This window comes from Microtetraspora niveoalba (assembly GCF_001570405.1).
Lineage (GTDB): Bacteria > Actinomycetota > Actinomycetes > Streptosporangiales > Streptosporangiaceae > Microtetraspora > Microtetraspora niveoalba.
The window spans coordinates 113,212-129,704 of record NZ_BBYM01000009.1 but is presented as its reverse complement, the minus strand read 5'-3'; the positions used below and the strand labels follow the sequence as shown (position 1 = coordinate 129,704).

The 16,493-nt window shown below is 73.2% G+C and carries 13 protein-coding genes; 3 read left to right on the top strand and 10 right to left on the bottom strand.

The window, feature by feature from the left end; all coding sequences use genetic code 11:
• Positions 1-2: 2 nt before the first annotated feature.
• From AWQ70_RS09630 to AWQ70_RS09620, 3 genes are all read right to left on the bottom strand, one after another.
• Entirely contained in the window at positions 3-1,352 is a 1,350-nt protein-coding gene (locus tag AWQ70_RS09630; protein WP_067173087.1) for a lanthionine synthetase LanC family protein, read from the bottom strand.
• A gap of 69 nt (positions 1,353-1,421) precedes the next feature.
• Entirely contained in the window at positions 1,422-3,140 is a 1,719-nt protein-coding gene (locus AWQ70_RS09625) for a SulP family inorganic anion transporter (RefSeq protein WP_067173085.1), read from the bottom strand.
• A 61-nt stretch (positions 3,141-3,201) separates the two neighbouring features.
• On the bottom strand, positions 3,202-5,082 hold the full coding sequence (locus AWQ70_RS09620) for a bifunctional copper resistance protein CopD/cytochrome c oxidase assembly protein (protein ID WP_067173082.1): 1,881 nt from the start codon (positions 5,080-5,082) through the stop codon (positions 3,202-3,204).
• Between the two features lie 254 nt (positions 5,083-5,336).
• Between AWQ70_RS09620 and AWQ70_RS09615 the strand changes: the two genes are divergently transcribed.
• Positions 5,337-5,888 carry an MFS transporter gene (locus tag AWQ70_RS09615; protein ID WP_245646874.1) on the top strand — a complete coding sequence of 184 codons (552 nt, stop codon included), beginning with the start codon at positions 5,337-5,339 and terminating at the stop codon, positions 5,886-5,888.
• A gap of 100 nt (positions 5,889-5,988) precedes the next feature.
• A complete protein-coding gene (locus AWQ70_RS09610) occupies positions 5,989-6,705 on the top strand; it encodes a YcnI family copper-binding membrane protein (RefSeq protein WP_084516730.1) in 717 nt (238 codons plus the stop codon).
• Between the two features lie 64 nt (positions 6,706-6,769).
• Here the strand turns inward: AWQ70_RS09610 and AWQ70_RS09605 are convergent, their stop codons facing one another.
• The 4 genes from AWQ70_RS09605 to AWQ70_RS09590 all read right to left on the bottom strand — a co-directional run bounded on the left by AWQ70_RS09605 (position 6,770) and on the right by AWQ70_RS09590 (position 11,627).
• The gene (locus tag AWQ70_RS09605; RefSeq protein WP_067173079.1) at positions 6,770-9,052 is read right to left on the bottom strand and encodes an FdhF/YdeP family oxidoreductase; all 2,283 of its coding nucleotides are present in this window, start codon (positions 9,050-9,052) and stop codon (positions 6,770-6,772) included.
• A 61-nt stretch (positions 9,053-9,113) separates the two neighbouring features.
• Positions 9,114-9,812, bottom strand: coding sequence for a nucleoside/nucleotide kinase family protein (locus AWQ70_RS09600; RefSeq protein ID WP_067173076.1), 699 nt, complete (start codon positions 9,810-9,812; stop codon positions 9,114-9,116).
• A 36-nt stretch (positions 9,813-9,848) separates the two neighbouring features.
• On the bottom strand, positions 9,849-11,024 hold the full coding sequence (locus tag AWQ70_RS09595; protein WP_084516728.1) for a winged helix DNA-binding domain-containing protein: 1,176 nt from the start codon (positions 11,022-11,024) through the stop codon (positions 9,849-9,851).
• 69 nt (positions 11,025-11,093) lie between these two features.
• A complete protein-coding gene (locus tag AWQ70_RS09590; RefSeq protein ID WP_218004474.1) occupies positions 11,094-11,627 on the bottom strand; it encodes a 2'-5' RNA ligase family protein in 534 nt (177 codons plus the stop codon).
• Between the two features lie 101 nt (positions 11,628-11,728).
• On the opposite strand from AWQ70_RS09590, the gene AWQ70_RS09585 reads away from it, so the two are divergent.
• Positions 11,729-12,361, top strand: a complete 633-nt coding sequence (locus AWQ70_RS09585; protein WP_067173073.1) for a GNAT family N-acetyltransferase — start codon at positions 11,729-11,731, stop codon at positions 12,359-12,361.
• A 794-nt stretch (positions 12,362-13,155) separates the two neighbouring features.
• Here the strand turns inward: AWQ70_RS09585 and AWQ70_RS09580 are convergent.
• The 3 genes from AWQ70_RS09580 to AWQ70_RS09570 all read right to left on the bottom strand — a co-directional run bounded on the left by AWQ70_RS09580 (position 13,156) and on the right by AWQ70_RS09570 (position 16,465).
• Positions 13,156-13,749 carry a TetR/AcrR family transcriptional regulator gene (locus AWQ70_RS09580; RefSeq protein ID WP_067173068.1) on the bottom strand — a complete coding sequence of 198 codons (594 nt, stop codon included), beginning with the start codon at positions 13,747-13,749 and terminating at the stop codon, positions 13,156-13,158.
• Positions 13,750-14,816: 1,067 nt separating this feature from the next.
• Complete coding sequence (locus tag AWQ70_RS09575) at positions 14,817-15,974, bottom strand: cation:proton antiporter (protein ID WP_067173065.1); 1,158 nt, start codon at positions 15,972-15,974, stop codon at positions 14,817-14,819.
• 8 nt (positions 15,975-15,982) lie between these two features.
• Positions 15,983-16,465 (bottom strand): cation:proton antiporter regulatory subunit, encoded by a 483-nt coding sequence (locus AWQ70_RS09570; protein ID WP_067135740.1) that lies wholly within the window; start codon positions 16,463-16,465, stop codon positions 15,983-15,985.
• Positions 16,466-16,493 lie beyond the last annotated feature (28 nt).

The following is a 16,493-nucleotide window of genomic DNA, read 5'->3' as shown; positions in this document are numbered from 1 at the left end:
CGTCAGGGCTGCCGGCGCAGCAGCGCGGCCGGCACGGGGATCGCGGGGAACGGGTTGTCGGGCGGCAGGACGAGGCGGCGCGGCTCGCCCGCCCGCCCCGCGGCGTCCAGGTGCAGGAGCGCGGCGCCGATCCCCGCCGCGCCGACCATGTAGCCGGTGTCCGCGGTGACCTCCCAGGGCCGCAGCCGCCGGTACGCCTGGTACCAGCGGTATCCCCGCCCGTCGTGGCCGGTGGCGCGGCCGATCAGGTTGGCGGCGAGTGACCGGGCGAAGTCGAGGTGCGCCTCGCGTCCCGTGGCCGCCCACAGGCCGACGAACAGCTCCAGAAGCCCGGCCGTGCCGCAACACTGGCAGGCCACGTTCCAGTACCCGGCGGTCTGCCGTCCCGGCACGCCGCTCTGGACGACGCCGTGCGCCAGCCGCTCGACCCAGTCGAGGTCGCCGGGGTCTGCGGTCACGCGGTACAGCTCGTAGAACATGCGGGCCACCCCGGCGGAGCCGGAGCAGAAGCCGAGGTAGTGCAGGCCGCGCCCCTGCGGGACGTGGTGCGGCACGAGCGCGCACCGCTCCGTGACCAGGCTGACCGTGCGGACGAAGTCCGCGCCCCTGCGCGCGGCGACGAGGAACCGCTCGTCGCGGGTGACGCCGTACAGGCGGGCCAGCAGGAACGCGGTCCCGGCGGTGCCGGACAGGAACCCGGGGGTGACGGCGTCGGCGGGCAGGTCCGCGCAGGAGTCGCCGCCGAAGCGGTGGCCGGGCACCGCCATCCCGGCGATGCGCTCGCCCGCCGCCACGGCGATCTCCTCGTACAGCGGCACGCCGAGCATCCCGGCGGCGTGCAGCAGGCCGAGGACGATGCCGCCGTCCCCGCGCTGGGCGGGGTCGCCGGTCCATCCGACGCCCCCGTCCATCGGGCGTACGGCGCGGGCGACGCGGTCGGCGCCGGCCCGCGCCGCCTCGCAGAGCCGCTCGTCACCGGTCGCCCAGCCGGCCTCGCCGAGCGCGAAGACCACGCCCGCGAGCCCGTGGTGGAGCGAGAGGTCGGTCAGGCCGGGCCAGGCGGCGGCCAGGTGGCGGGCGCCGGCGCGGGCGTCCTCCAGATACTCCTCGTGGCCGGTGGCGGCGGCGAGTTCGAGGAAGAACAACACGATCCCGGCGGCCCCGGAGTAGAGCGAGAACCGGTCGCCGGCCATCGCGGACCGGCCGCGCGGGTCCGGGTTCGGCTCCCAGTGGCGGTCCGCCCCGGAGTCCCGCCCGGGGCCTGGGCCGTGGTCGACGACGGCCGACCTGATCCAGCGGCCCGCCATGATGGCGGCGGTGATCGGCGTCTCGGCGCGCTGCCCTGGGCTCACCGGCGCACCATCCTCCCACGACGGCGGACCATTCTGGTAAATCCCTACCAGAATAGTCCTAAATCAGATTCACCGCACGGTCTCGCGGGCGGATGATCCGGGGTTCAGCAGTGTACGGGCATGGCGGATCGCGGCGGGCGTGTCCGGGAAGACCAGGCCGTCCTCGCGGAGGTGCGCGGCGACGCCGAGCGAGGCGAGGACCTGGTCGTGCCCGGGACGGATCCCGGACAGCAGCACGACGATGCCCCTCCGCTCCAGCCTGGTGATCACGTCGCCGAGCACGACCGCCCCGGTGGCGTCGACGGTGGACACGCGCGACATGCGCAGGATGACGACGCGGACGTCCGCGACCTCGGACAGTTCGAGCAGGAAGCGGTGCGCGGCCCCGAAGAACAGCGGCCCGTCGAAGCGATAGGCCACGATGTGCTCGCCGAGCAGCCGCAGCTCCTCGGCGTCGTCCGCCGCGGTCGCGGCCTCGCCCTCGCCCTCCAGCGGCACCCGCTCGACCCGGACGCTGCGCGCCACCGCCCGCAGCGCGAGCACGATGGCGACCCCCACACCCACGGCGACGGCGGTGACCAGGTCGAAGAGGACCGTGACGGCGAAGGTCAGAACCATCACGACGGCGTCGCTCCGGGTGGATCGGGCGATGGCCCGCAACGAGCCCACCTCGACCATCCGGACGGTGGTCGCGAGCAGGACCCCGGCCAGCGCCGCGAGGGGGATGCTCGCGACCAGGCCGCCGGCGGTGAACACGATCACGGCGAGCACGGCCGCGTGGGCCAGCGCGGACAGGCGCGAGCGGGCGCCCGACCGGACGTTGACCGCCGTCCGCGCGATCGCGGCGGTCGCCGGGATGCCGCCGAACAGCGGCGCGGCCAGGTTCGCGACGCCCTGCCCGAACAGCTCCCGGTCGGGGTCGTGCCGCTCGCCCACGCTCATCGCGTCCGCGACGGACGCGCACAGGAGGCTCTCGAGCGCGGCGAGCGCGGCCACCGCGAGAGCCGACGGCAGCAGGACGGTGACGACGCCCGGGTCGGCGAAGCCGAGGGACGGCGCGGGCAGCCCCGGCGGCAGCGCCCCGATGCGGGCGACGTCCAGCCCGCCGGCCTGGGCGACCACGGTGGCCGCCGCCACCGCCGGCAGCGAGAACGGCACCGTGGGCCGGAGCCGCGCTCCCAGCAGCATCACCGCCGCGACGGCGAGCGCCATCAGCGGCGCGGCGGGGTGCGGGTCGGCCGCGAACCGGGCGACGGCGTCGGCGGCCACCTGCCAGACCCGCTCGCCCGCGGCACCGGCCACGCCCAGCGCCGCGGGGACCTGCTGGAGCGCGATCACCACGGCGATGCCCGCGGTGAACCCCTCGATGACCGGCATCGGCATGTAGCGGGCGAACCGGCCCACGCGGGCGACGGCGAGGGCGACGAGCACCAGCCCGGCGAGCAGCCCCACCATGAGGACCCCGTCCGCTCCGTACTGCCGCATGATCGGCAGCAGGACGACCGTCATCGCGCCGGTCGGACCGGACACCTGGAGGTTGCTGCCGCCGAAGACGGCGGCCAGCGCGCCCGCCACCACGGCCGTGGCCAGACCGGCCTGGGCGCCGAGCCCGGAGCTGACCCCGAACGCGAGCGCCAGGGGAAGGGCGACGACGGCCACCGTGAGCCCGGCGAGCAGGTCGCGGCCGGGGCTGCGGCGGGCCGGACGCCAGTCGGCGCGCGCGGGAAGCAGTCCGCGCAGCCTGGCCCGGGCGGAGGGCGCGGCGGCGTGGGGGCGGAGCACTGACATGAAGTGGTCCCCAATTGAAGAATTTTTCACATCAGCATACGTAGATATGCTGAGTCCGCGGTCACCCCCCTGGCCGGACGGCGAGGCGGCGGCGGGCGGCCCGGCCGCGGCCGAGCAGCAGCGCCAGGAGCACGGCGATCACCACCAGGGAGATCCCGGGGCCGAGCAGCGCGCCCAGCCGCTGGTCTCCGGCCCGCTCGGGCGCCCAGGGCAGGGTGAGCGCCGCGTACCAGTCGTGCCCCTGGGGCGGCCCGGTGAACAGGAGCAGCCCCACCCAGACCTGCACCACGGCCGCGCCGAGCAACATCCGGACCCGGACCGGCACCCCGATCGCGCGCGGCAGCGGATCGACGCCCAGGGCGACCGCGAAGAACAGCGTCCCGGTCACCACCACGACCGCCTGCGTCGCCAGCCGTACAGCGAGGCTCGACTGGGCCAGGTCGAAGAGCCCGGTCAGATAGAGCAGCGGGTACGGCACGGCGTAGCACGCCAGCGCCGCGAGCGGATGGGACAACGGCCGCGAGACCGCGGCGAGGCGGAGCGACAGCGGGGCCCCGAGGGCGAGCAGGGCCGGGCCGGCCGTGCCCGCCAGCGCGAGCTGCGCCGCGTGCGCCGAGAAGACGGCCGGGCCGTACGCGGCCACGCCTCCCACGAGGGCGTACAGCAGGACCAGCGCCCCCGCCGACCAGGCGGCGATCCGCCGGACGGGCCACGGGCCGCCGGTCCGCCGCACCGCGACCAGATAGGCGGCGAGCGCCCCCGCGACGGCGAAGAGCACGATCGGGTCCGGCCGGACAACGGTGAGCAGCCGTCCGGGGACGAGCGGCGCGACGACGTAGCCGAGCAACTCGTGCTGGTGGGCCAGGCCGCCCTCCGCCTGGGGCGGCGCCGTGCGCGACAGCGCCACGGCCAGTCCGAGCGTCGCCGCCATCACCGCGATCTCCGCCGCCGCCAGCCGCAGGAACGGCCGCGAGCCGCGCCCGCTCTCCAGCGCGGCGATGGTCGAGCGGCGGTGCCGCCATCCGAACCAGCCCAGCGCCGCCAGCGCCGCGATCTTGGCGAGGAGCAGCAGGCCGTACCGCGAGTCGAGGAGCCGGACCGGATCGCCGAGCCGGATCCACGCGTTGACCAGCCCCGAGAACCCGGCGGCCGCGAAGCACCACAGGGCGAGGGCGCTGAACCGGCGCACCGCGAGCACCGGCCCGCGCAGCAGCGCGACCACCCCGTACAGGCCGCCGACCCACAGGGTCACCGCGGCGATGTGCAACATCAGGCTGGAGACCGCGAGGTTGTGGTCCGCCGCCGAGGCCGAGTGCCCCACGTACGCCGGAGGCAGCACGGCGACGACCGCGAGCCCGGTCAGCACGGCCGGTCCCGTACGGCCGAGGGCGCCGAGCGGCCCGCGCACGCCGACCGCGACCAGCAGGGCGAGCACGCCGACGACGAGGAACGCCTGGCCCTGCGGGATGTCCAGGACGAACGTGGGCAGCACCCCGGAGCTCAGCGTCTCGGGCACGGACAGGGCCAGGAAGTCCGACAGCGTGAGGACTTCGGTGAGCATCGCGCTCACCGCCCACCCGAGGGCCCACGGCCCGGCCGAACGCGCGATCCGTCCCGCGCTCTCGGCCGGGCCCATCAGGGAGGCGAGCAGTGTTCCCACGGTCGCGGCGGCGCAGGCGTCGTGGAGCACGCGTACGGCCGGGAGGCCGATCATCGTGACCACGTCGGGGGCGGGCAGCCCCTCGATCGGCGGGCGCGGCGTGCCGCCGCCGAACCACAGGGCGAGCCCGAGCACGGCGAAGGCGGCGACGCCCACCAGAGCGGCGACCGCCGTGATGGAGGCCGCCGGAGCGGAGGCCGGGGGCGCGTCGCCCGGTGCGGGGTGTACGGCGTGCGAGCCCTGCGCCGGGGGCTCCTCGGGACGTGCGGGGGGAGACGTCACGGTGTCCTCGCCACGGTTCGTCGCGATGGGGGGTCGTCGCCACGGGACCCGAGCCGGGCGCCCGAACCGCGTTCCCGGGCCCGGTCCCCGGCAGGGAAACCGCTCGGGTCCGAGTATGTCCGCACATGCCGTCAGAGACGAGGGTTTCGTCGGGAAACGGGCCCCCCGGCTCATCCGCCCGCAGGCCAGCGCGGGAAATGAAAGGTTCAGGGGAGAGACGGCCCGGCGACTCTCTGTGAGACCATTTGGGCGTCATGCGTGCCCGCCTCCCCCTGCGTCTCGCCCGCGCCGCCGCCTTCTCGGTCGTCTGCGTGGTTCTCGGCGTCTGCGCGCACAGGTTCGCCGGAGGGACCGGGCCCACGCCGGGCGCGCTCGCCGTCGGCGGCACGGTCATCATGGCGGCCTCGGCCGCGTTGGCCGGACGCGAGCGCTCGCGCGCCGCCATCACCGGCCTCCTCGCGGGAGCGCAGCTCTTCCTGCACCTGCTGCTCGGCCGGGCCACCGTCCCGGACGGCCTCGCCGTGCCGCCGCACACCCACCGCCTCGGCGTGGACGTGGGCATGGTCGCCGCCCACCTCGTCGCCACGCTGGTCACCGGGTGGTGGCTGGCGCGCGGCGAGAACGCGTTGTGGTCCCTGCTCCGCAGGCTGGGCGCGTCCGCGCTGCGCCTGCTCGCCCCGGCGCGACTGCCCGCCGCGCCGCTCGTCCCGCTCCCCCGCGCCGCGGCCGCGCCCACGCGGCTGACCGGCCGGGTGCTCAGGCACGCGCTGGTACGGCGCGGCCCGCCCGTTCTCCCCGCCTTCTGACGTTCCGCGCGCGACCGCGTCCCCCAGGGCCGGGGCCCCTCCCCGCCCGTCCGGCGGTTCGCGCCCTTCCGGCATTCACGAAGACGACTGGAGACCTCCCATGACCATGACCACCGCCGCCCGCCGCGCCGCCGCCGTCACCGCCGGTGCCCTCGCGCTCACGATCGGCCTCGCCGTACCGGCTCTCGCCCATGTCAGCGTCAACCCCGGATCCGCGGTGAAGGGCTCCTGGAGCAAGCTCGCCTTCCGCGTCCCGAACGAGCGGGACGACGCCTCCACCACCAAGGTCGAGGTGGAGTTCCCGACCGACAACCCGCTGCCCTTCGTCTCGGTCCGGCCGGTCCCGGGCTGGGACGTGAAGGTGACCCAGGGCAAGCTGCCCGCCCCCGTGGTGTCCGACTCCGGCGACACGATCACCGAGTCGGTCCTGAAGATCACCTGGTCCGGCGGGAAGATCGGCCCCGGCCAGTTCCAGGAGTTCGAGGCGTCGGTCGGCCCGCTGCCCAGCAAGGTGGACGAGCTGGCGTTCCCGACCGTCCAGACCTACTCGGGCGGCGAGGTCGTGAAGTGGGCCGACCCGGCCAAGGCGGACGGTTCCGAGCCGGACCACCCGGCGCCCGTCCTGAAGCTGGTCGCGGCCGGCGACGACACGGCCGGCGGCCACGCTGCGTCCCCGTCCGCCGCGCCGTCGGTCGCCGCGGTGGCCGAGACCTCGTCGTCCGACGGCACCGCGCGGCTCATCGGCGCGATCGGGGTCGTCGTCGGCGTCGCGGGCACCGCCGTCGGGGTGGCGGGCCTGCGCCGCCGGGCCCAGTGACCGCTCTCCGATGACGTGAAGGCCCGCGCGGACACCCTCCGCGCGGGCCTTTCCGTGCGCGTCGTCAGGCGGTCGCCGCGCCGGACCGGCTGAGCCGGACCACGACGCTCTTGGACGTGGGAGTGCCCGAGGTCTCGGCGACCGAGTCCAGCGGCACCAGCACGTTCGTCTCCGGGAAGTACGCGGCGCAGCAGCCGCGCGCGGTCGAGTAGGCGATGACCCGGAACGCCTCGGCCCGGCGCTCCCCGTCCGGCCACTCGCTGATCAGGTCCACCATGTCGCCGTCGGCCAGGCCGCGCTCGGCCAGGTCGTCGGGGTGCACGAAGACGACGCGCCTGCCCGCCTTCACCCCGCGGTAGCGGTCGTCCATGCCGTAGATCGTGGTGTTGTACTGGTCGTGGCTGCGCACGGTCTGCAGCAGCAGCCTGCCCTCGGGCACGCGCAGCACTTCCAGGGTGTTCACGGTGAAGTTGGCCCTGCCGGTCGCCGTGGGGAAGCGCCGCTCGTCGCGGGGGGCGTTGGGCAGCGCGAAGCCGTCCAGGGCCCGCGCGTTGAAGTCGTCGAACCCCGGGATGACGCGCGCGATCCGGTCGCGGATCGCGCCGTAGTCGGCCGCGAACTCCTCCCACGGCAGGTGGTCGTCCGGACCGAACAGCTCGCGGGCCAGCCGGCAGACGATCTCCACCTCCGGCAGCAGGTGCGGCGAGGCGGGCCGCAGCCGCCCGCGCGAGGCGTGGACCATGCCCATGGAGTCCTCGACCGTGACGAACCTGTCGGCGTCCCGCTCCGTACGGCCAAGCGTGGGCAGGATCAGCGCCTCCTCGCCGCACACGGCGTGCGAGCGGTTCAGCTTGGTGGACACCTGGACGGTGAGCCGGGCCCCGCGCATCGCGGCCTCGGTCACCTCCGTGTCGGGCGTGGCCGCGACGAAGTTGCCGCCCATCGCGAAGAACACCTTGGCCCGCCCGTCGCGCAGGGCCCTGATCGCCTCGACGGTGTCGAACCCGTGGCGGCGGGGCGGCTCGAACCCGAACTCGTCCCTGATCGCGTCGAGGAACGCCGCCCCGGGCTTCTCGTAGATGCCCATCGTGCGGTCGCCCTGGACGTTGGAGTGCCCGCGCACCGGGCAGACGCCCGCGCCGGGCCGTCCGACGTTCCCGCCCAGCAGCAGGAAGTTGACCACCTCGCGGATCGTGGGGACGGAGTTCTTGTGCTGGGTGAGGCCCATCGCCCAGCAGACGATCACGGACTCGGCCGCCATCACGTCCCGGGCGGTCTCCTCGATGGCGGACCGGTCCAGCCCGGTGGCCTCGGCCACCTCGTCCCAGTCGAGGCCGCGCAGACCCTCCGCCCACTTCTCGAAGCCGTACGTGTGCTCCTCGACGAACTCCCGGTCCACGACCGTGCCGGGGGCGGCGTCCTCGGCGTCGAGCAGCAGCCGCGACAACGCCTGGAAGAGCGCGAGGTCGCCGTTGAGCCGGATCTGCAGGAAACGGTCGGCCAGGGTGGTGCCGCGCCCGACCACGCCCGAGGCGCGCTGCGGGTTCTTGAAGCGCAGCAGCCCGGCCTCGGGCAGCGGGTTCACCGCGATGATCCGCGCGCCGTTCCGCTTGGCCTTCTCCAGGGCCGACAACATCCGCGGGTGGTTGGTGCCGGGGTTCTGCCCGACCACGAAGACGAGGTCGGCGCGGTGCAGGTCGGCCAGCGACACCGTCCCCTTGCCGATGCCCAGGGTCTCGTTGAGCGCGGAGCCGCTGGACTCGTGGCACATGTTGGAGCAGTCGGGCAGGTTGTTCGTGCCGAACCTGCGGACCAGCAACTGGTAGACGAACGCGGCCTCGTTCGAGGTGCGGCCGGAGGTGTAGAACAGGGCCTCGTCCGGCGACTCCAGCGCCCGCAGTTCCCGGGCGATGATCGCGAACGCCTCGTCCCAGCTCACCGGCCGGTAGTGGTCCGCGCCCGCGGGCTTGTGCATCGGCTCGGTGAGCCGTCCCTGCTGGCCGAGCCAGTAGTCGGTGCGGCCGGCCAGCTCGCGCACCGGGTGCGCGGCGAAGAACTCGCGGGTGACCCGGCGGGTGGTGGCCTCCTCCGCCACGGCCTTCGCGCCGTTCTCGCAGAACTCGGCCGGGCTGCGGTGGTCGCCCTCGGGCCAGGCGCAACCCGGGCAGTCGAACCCGTGCTTCTGGTTGACCCTGGCCAGGGTGAGCAGCGTGCGCCCGGCGCCCATCTGGTCGTACGACATGCGCAGGGAGTTCGTGACGGCCGGGATGCCGGCGGCCCACTCCTTGGGCGGTCCGACCGTGAGGTCCTTGTCGCTGACGTCCTCGCCGGGTGCCTTCCTCGCCACGTCGCGCCTCCTTGTTCGCGTGCCGGGTGAACCGCCCGACGGGACTACCTGGACATTCCGCTTATTGTCTACCAAATCCCATAACCTGGCCAAATGTCTCCAAGGACCAGCCGTCCAAGCGTACGCGCAGGTCAGCGCGGCCCGCGGCGCGGCCGACCAGCTCCGCGTTGCGCTCGTCGCTGCCGGTGGCCCAGGCCCGCGCCTGCTCGGGCGTCTTGCCGAAGGCCGCGTGCCGGGCGGTGAGCCGGTCGAGCCGCAGCGCGTCCGCGACCTCCACGTACCAGACCTCGTCGAGGAGGGCGCGGGCCCGCCGCCACGGCTCCCCGTCCAGCAGCAGGTAGTTGCCCTCGGTGATCACCAGCCGCGTCTCCCTGGGGACGGGGATCGCACCCGCGACCGGCTCCTCGACGGCCCGGTCGAACGTCGGGGCGTACACGACCGGCTCCCGCCCGGCCCTGATCCGTTCCAGGAGGGCGAGGAAACCCCAGGCGTCGAACGTCTCGGGCGCCCCCTTGCGGTCGCGCAGGCCCAGTCCGTCGAGGACGTCGTTGCTCAGGTGGAAACCGTCCATCGGGGCGAGCACCACACCCCGGTCCGGCGCCTCGGCGTTCAGCGCCCGGGCCAGCGCCGCGGCGAGCGTCGACTTGCCCGCGCCCGGCTTTCCCGCGATCCCGAGCACGACCGGACGGCCGGCGTCCGCCGACCTCCCCGCCAGCACCCGGGCCCGGCGCACCAGCTCCGCGCCGTTCGTACTCTCCATGGCTCCTCGTCTCCACATCGGGGGTGGACTCGCAGGTTAGCCGCGGACCGGGGGCAGGATCCGCACGTCGTGGGCCGCGGCGCCCGCGGCGGCGAAGCCGAGCAGCCGGGCCCCCTCCTCCACGACGGCGTCCGCGTCCCCCGGCGACAGCGCGGCGTACGGCTGGATTTCGAGGACGGCCCCCTCCTTGCCTCGGCTGATCTTCCAGTTCGCGGCGGTGAACCCGTCGACCAGCACAGCGCCGGGGACGAGGCCGTTCTTGACGTGCGAGCGCGTCCTCGCGCACGCCTCGGTCTGGACGCGGCTCCGGTCGGCGTGCGACAGCAGGAGGTTGTCGAAGTCGTACAGGAAGCGCGGCGGCGCCGGCACGTCCTCGCCCGGGCGGGGGGCCTCCGGCAGGTCGAAGAGCTCCTGGCCCCGCTCGTCCCGGAACGTGACGAGCCCGGGCCGCAGGCGGTCGAGCACCTCGCCGAGCCGGGTCAGCCCGGACCAGGTCTGCACGTCCTTGACCGTGGCCGGCCCGAACGCCCCGAGATAGCGCAGGATCGTCCTCTCGACGGACGGCGCGGGGTCGAGGGGACGGCCGAGCCAGGTCTCGGCCGTCGCGTACCGCGTCTGCCCACTCCCGCCCCAGAGCCCTCGGGGCGGCACCTGCACGAGCGTGGCGAGGTTGCGTACGACGGAGGCGAGGGCGTTGGGAGGGCCCTCGGGGAACCGCTCGTGGAGCAGCGCGCCCAGCTCGGCGGTGGTGCGCGGCAGCTCGTCCAGGAGCTCCCGCCCGGCGGCCACCACCTTGTCCAGGTCCAGGCCGGCGATCGGCCGCATGGCTCTGTTGGCGTACAGGCCGCGTTCCATGGCCGGCTGCACCACGGGCCGCAGCGCCAGGCAGTCGGCGGCGGTCACCAGATGGATCGTCGAGCGCATGAGCGCGACGCGGACCAGCTCGCGCCCGGCCAGCAGGTCGGAGGCGTCCTCGGGCCGGAACCCCTCGATGCGCGTCCACAGGCCGGTGTACCAGGTCTGCGTGGTCTGCGCCTGCAGACCGACGAGGTGCTCCACCACGGCGGCCACCGGAAGGTCGTGGCGGCGCAGCAGCAGTTGCCGCTCCAGGGTCGCCCGGCTGAGCGCCCGCCGCCCCAGCACCCGTGGACCGCCCGGACCGGCCTCCGGGGCGTCCACGCGGAAAGGGCGGGTTTCGCTGTTGTCTGCCATGCCGGTGACACTAGACGGCCAATAGGACGAAACCGGTCCTAATTCACCAGGCGGAAGGCACGCCCCGGGTCACGGCCGCAGCGGGAACTCGGCCTCCTGACGCCACCGCTCGCCGTCGAACACCTCCAGCGACACCGACAGGGCGCGGACGACCACCGGGAGGCGGGCCGCGACCTCCCGCTCGATCGTGTCGAGGTCGTCGCCGTCCGCCACCGTCAGGTGCGGGATCACCTCGTCGAACTGCCCCCGGTACGGCGGAGCCTCCGGCCAGCGCGCGGCCACCGCCTCCGTCAACGCCACGAACCGCTCCTCCGGCTCGGGAACGAGGTACAGGATGCCGGGAAAGCGGCCACACCGCGCGAGCCGCGACTCGAACGCCGCGTGACCGGAGAACAGCTCCCGCAGCTCCGCCACGACCGCGGCGTCGATCCGCGCGTACTCAAGGAACGGGTAGAGGACGGTGACGTGGGCGGGCACGCCGTACGCCGCCGACGGGTCGAACCGCTCCCGCCATCGGCTCACGATCGGCTCCGCCTCGGGCGTCCTCACGATGAGGGAGGTCTCCCCCGGCTCGAACGGCGACGGCGTCCTGCTGGTGGTCACATCGATCCTCGAAGGTACGGCGGTGCGCCCGGCATCCCGCAAGCAACGATAGAAAGAAAAACGGATGCCGTCATGTCCCGCCTTCCACGACAATCCAGGCCATGCGTCACTGGCCGCTCCTCGATCTCCGCCTGACCACGCCTCGCCTCGAACTCCGGCTGCCTACCCTCGACGACCTCGACCGACTCGCGGACCGGGCCGTCGAAGGAATACACGACCCGGAGTTCATGCCGTTCCTGTCCTCCTGGACGGACGCTCCGGCCGAGGAGCTGCCCGGACGCTTGATCCGGAGCCAGCTCGCCGCCCTGGCGAACTGGACGCCGGAGAACTGGCGCTGCTACTTCATGATCGTCCACGAGGGACAGGTCGTGGGCACCCAATGTCTGCGGGCGACCGACTTCGCCGTCACACGGGAGGTCGGCAGCGGATCCTGGCTCGGCCGCGCCCACCACGGCAAGGGCATCGGCACCGAGATGCGCGCCGCCGTACTCCACCTGGCCTTCGCGGGACTCGGAGCGGAGAGCGCGATCTCCTCCGCGCTCTCCGGCAACGAGGCGTCGCACGCCGTCTCGCGCAAGCTCGGCTACCGGCCCGACGGCCACGACATCGTCGCGGTGCGCGGCCGCCGGGTCGTCGACCACCACTTCCGGCTGCTGCGCGAGGACTTCGTCTCCCCCGTTCCGGTGGAGATCCACGGCCTGGACGCCTGCCGGGCCGACTTCGGCGTGGGGTGACGGCGCTGGAGTGGCGGTATTGAGGCGGTGCCGGGTTCACCTCGCCGAACAGTGACCGCTGCGCTACGGCGGGCGGCTGCTCCGGCGCAAATGGTGGCGGCGGCGGAACGGAGCCGTATCCGGTTCTCGTCGCCTCATGGTGACCGCTGCGCTGCGGCGGGCGGTTGCTCCGGTGTAAATGGTGGCGGCGGCGGAACGGAACCCTGCTCGGTTCTCGTCGCCTCATGGTGACCGCTGCGCTACGGCGGGCGGCTGCTCCGGCGCGCCGTGATAGTTGCGCTCTGGCGATTCCCCGCTTCGCGGTCTCGGGCGCGGTGGTACAGGGCACGGTCTTACGCGCGCCGGAGCAACCGCCCGCACTCCGCTCCGCTCGCCACCGCCTTGCCCCCGTGGCCGTCACCGCACCGTCTCGTCCTCGGCCTGCTTCTCACCGCAGGCCGGAAACCAGCGCATGGTCCTGCACGGCGGGGATCGCCGCTGCGCTGCGGCGGATGGCTCCTCCGGCGCGCCGTGACAGCTGATCTCTGGTGCAACCGCTTCGCGGCTCCGGGCGCGGTGGTACAGGGCACGGTCCTACGCGCGCCGGAGGCCCCACCCGCCTCCGCTTCGCTTCCCCGCCGCACCCTCTGACCACGCGATTCGGTCGATCCCCGTCCCACCGGCCCGCCGCCGGCCACCTTCACGACAAGATCGAACGGATCCGCCGAGAAACCAGGCCCGCCATCGATCACGGCCGCGTACCTTCCTCGGCCTGCCAGTGGCTCGGCTCAGCCCCTTGGCCTCTCAATGGCCCTTCACAGCGTGGCCGGTCCACTTGGTGTGCCGGCGATCTGGGTGACAAGGAAGTCGAGCCGCTCCGTTTGGCCGTTCGGGGGGATGCGGCCGCTGTCCGACAGGACGGCCATGCCGTGCAACGCGCTCCAGGTGACTTCGGCGAACAGTTCACGTCGCGAGTTGTCCGAGCGGAAGCAGTTCACGAACTCGTCGAAAGCGGCGCGCAGTGGGGGCGGCGTCTCGGCGTGCGCGAACTTCACATCGGTCGGCAGGACGAACATGGCCTGGTAGAGGGCGGGCTGCTCGGCCGCGAACTCCAGGTAAGCGCGGCAGACGGCGTGCAGCGCCTGAGGCGGCTCGGGGGTGGCCAGCCGGGCACGGCGCAGGCGGGCCGCGAGTTCACCGAAGCCTTCGAGGGCAACGGCGCGCAGGATGGCGTCCTTCCCGTTGAAGTGGCTGTAAAGCACAGGCTGGCTGTACTCGACGCGCTCAGCCAGCTTTCGCGTTGTCACCGCCTCCCACCCTTCGGCCTCGGCCAGTTCGCGGGCGGCCGTGATGATCAGCTGATGGCGTTGGGCGCGTTCACGTTCGCGACGTTTGGCGATGGCGGACATAGCGACATCATAGCAATGCTAGACATCATGTCTACGATAGGAATATCGTCGCTATCACAACTAGCGCTGCTATCGCGCTTGTGCGCGACATCGCCTCTACTCCACGGCGCTACCGCAGTGGTGATGCCGGCGATCAGCGTGCTCCTGCTCGTCGCGTAACCACTCGTCAAGCCACCTTGGCCTGTTGCCGCCCACCCCACCGCCTTGCGGAACGCCCCCACTCACCTACTCCCTGGACGACGGCCGTGCGAACGCCGCTTCGGCGAGGCGGAGAGCCCGCCTGGCGAGAAGGCCGCCTCCACATCCCCGCCCTAGCGAAAAGGCCGGGCCGGGAAGGCATCCCCCCTTCCGAAACGAGGCGAAGCACTCCCACGCCGACATGAGAAACGAGACCGACCCATACGGCGGTGAACCTGGAAATCGGAACGGCGGAGCGGGGAGGCCGAAACGGCGGGGAAGCGGAGCGGAGGCGGGTGGGGCCTCCGGCGCGCGTAGGACCGTGCCCTGTACCACCGCGCCCGGAGCCGCGAAGCGGTTGCACCAGAGACCAGCTGTCACGGCGCGCCGGAGGAGCCATCCGCCGCAGCGCAGCGTGATCTCAGACGGCGCGAGCCATGAGTCTGGTTTCCGGCCTGCGGCGAGAAGCAGGCCGAGGACGAGACGGTGCGGTGACGGCGACGGGGGCAAGGCGGTGGCGAGCGGAGCGGAGTGCGGGCGGTTGCTCCGGCGCGCGTAAGACCGTGCCCTGTACCACCGCGCCCGAGACCGCGAAGCGGGGAATCGGCAGAGCGCAACTATCACGGCGCGCCGGAGCAGCCGCCCGCCGTAGCGCAGCGGTCACCATGAGGCGACGAGAACCGGATACGGCTCCGATCCGCCGCCGCCACCATTTGCGCCGGAGCAGCCGCCCGCCGCAGCGCAGCCGTCACCATCCAGCAGAGCGAACCGGATACAGCTTCGATCCGCCGCCGCCACCATTTACACCGGAGCAACCGCCCGCCGCAGCGCAGCGGTCACCATTCCTTGGCGATCGAGTGGCCGACTCGATCGCCAAGGGGACGGGTCTGTCAGGCGCGGCGGGCGACGGCGGCGATGAGGGGTTGGACGAGGCGGGCGGCCAGCGGGCCGAACGCCGCCAGGATCAGGACGTACGCGGCGGCGAGGGGGCCGAGGTCCGGATGTGCCCCGGCGGCGACCGCGAGTCCGGCGATGACGATGTTGAACTCGCCTCGCGGGATGAGGGCGATGCCGGCCCGTACCCGGCCTTCCCGTGCGATGCCTGCCCTCCGGGCCGCGTACGCGCCGGTGGCCAGCTTGGTGATCATGCTGACGACGGCGAGGAGCGCGGCCAGACCGGCGACGGGCCAGATGGCGGCCGGGTCGGTCTGCAGGCCGAAGAAGACGAAGAACACCGCGGCGAACAGGTCGCGGATCGGGGAGAGCAGGGCGCGGGCGTCCTCGGCCAGCTCGCCGGACAGGGCGATGCCGACGAGGAAGGCGCCGACCGCGGCCGAGACCTGCAGCTTCTGGGCGAGGCCCGCGACCAGCAGGGCCAGGCCGACCACCTTGAGCAGCAGGACCTCGGAGTTGGGGCTGCGCACGAACGCCTCGATGACGCGGCCGTACCGCAGGGCGACCAGGAGGACGACGCTGACGGTGGCGAGCGCGATGGCGACGGTGACCGCGCCGCCGATGAAGCTCACCCCGGCGAGGACGGCGGTGAGGATCGGCAGGTACAGCGCCATCGTGAGGTCTTCGAAGACCAGCAGCGACAGCACCACCGGGGTTTCCCGGTTGCCGATCCAGCCCAGGTCGGACAGCACCTTGGCGGTGATGCCGGATGACGTGGCGTAGGTGACGCCGGCCATCGCGATCGCCGCGACCGGTCCCCAGCCGAGCAGGAGGGCGCATACGGCGCCGGGGGCGGCGTTGAGTACCAGGTCGACGAGACCGCCGCGGAAGTTGCCGCGGAGGCTGGTGACCAGCTCGTCCGCGTTGTATTCGAGGCCGAGGGTGAGCAACAGGAGGATGACGCCCAGCTCCGCGCCGACCGAGATGAAGTCCTCACTGGTCGCGAGGGGGAGGATGCCGCCGGTGCCGAAGGCGAGACCGGCGATCAGATAGAGGGGGATGGGAGAGATACCGACGCGCAGGGCGAGCGCTCCGAGCACGCCCAGCGCCAGAATTACACCACCGAGTTCGACGAAGAGGATCGCTGTGTGCACCCGCTGCCCTACCCGTTCGCCATGATCTCGGCGACGGCCTCGGTGCCTTCTGAGCTTCCTACCACGACCACCACGTCTCCTGCTTGAAGCACGAACTCCGGTCCCGGGCTCGCGATCACCTGTCCGGCGCGCACCACGGCGACGATCGACGTCCCCGTCCGGGTGCGCACGCGCGCGTCTCCCATCGGCCGCCCCGCGTACGGGGTGCCCGGGGCGATGGGGAGCTGTTCGCTGACGAGCCCTTCCACCTCGCGATGGAGGGCGTTGAGCCGCTGGACGATCCGGGGCGCGCCCAGCAGCTCGGCCAGGGCGTCCGACTCCTCGTCGTTCAGCTTGATGGCCTCACACGCGCGGTCGGGATCGAGGCGGTCGTACACGATCAGGTCGCGGCGCCCCGTACGGTGCGACACGACACCGATGCGCCTGCCCGCCTGCGTGACGAACTCGTGACGCAGCCCTATTCCGGGCAGCGCTGTCTGTTCGACCTCCACGGGTCTCCTTAACTTTGGGTCTGTCCGG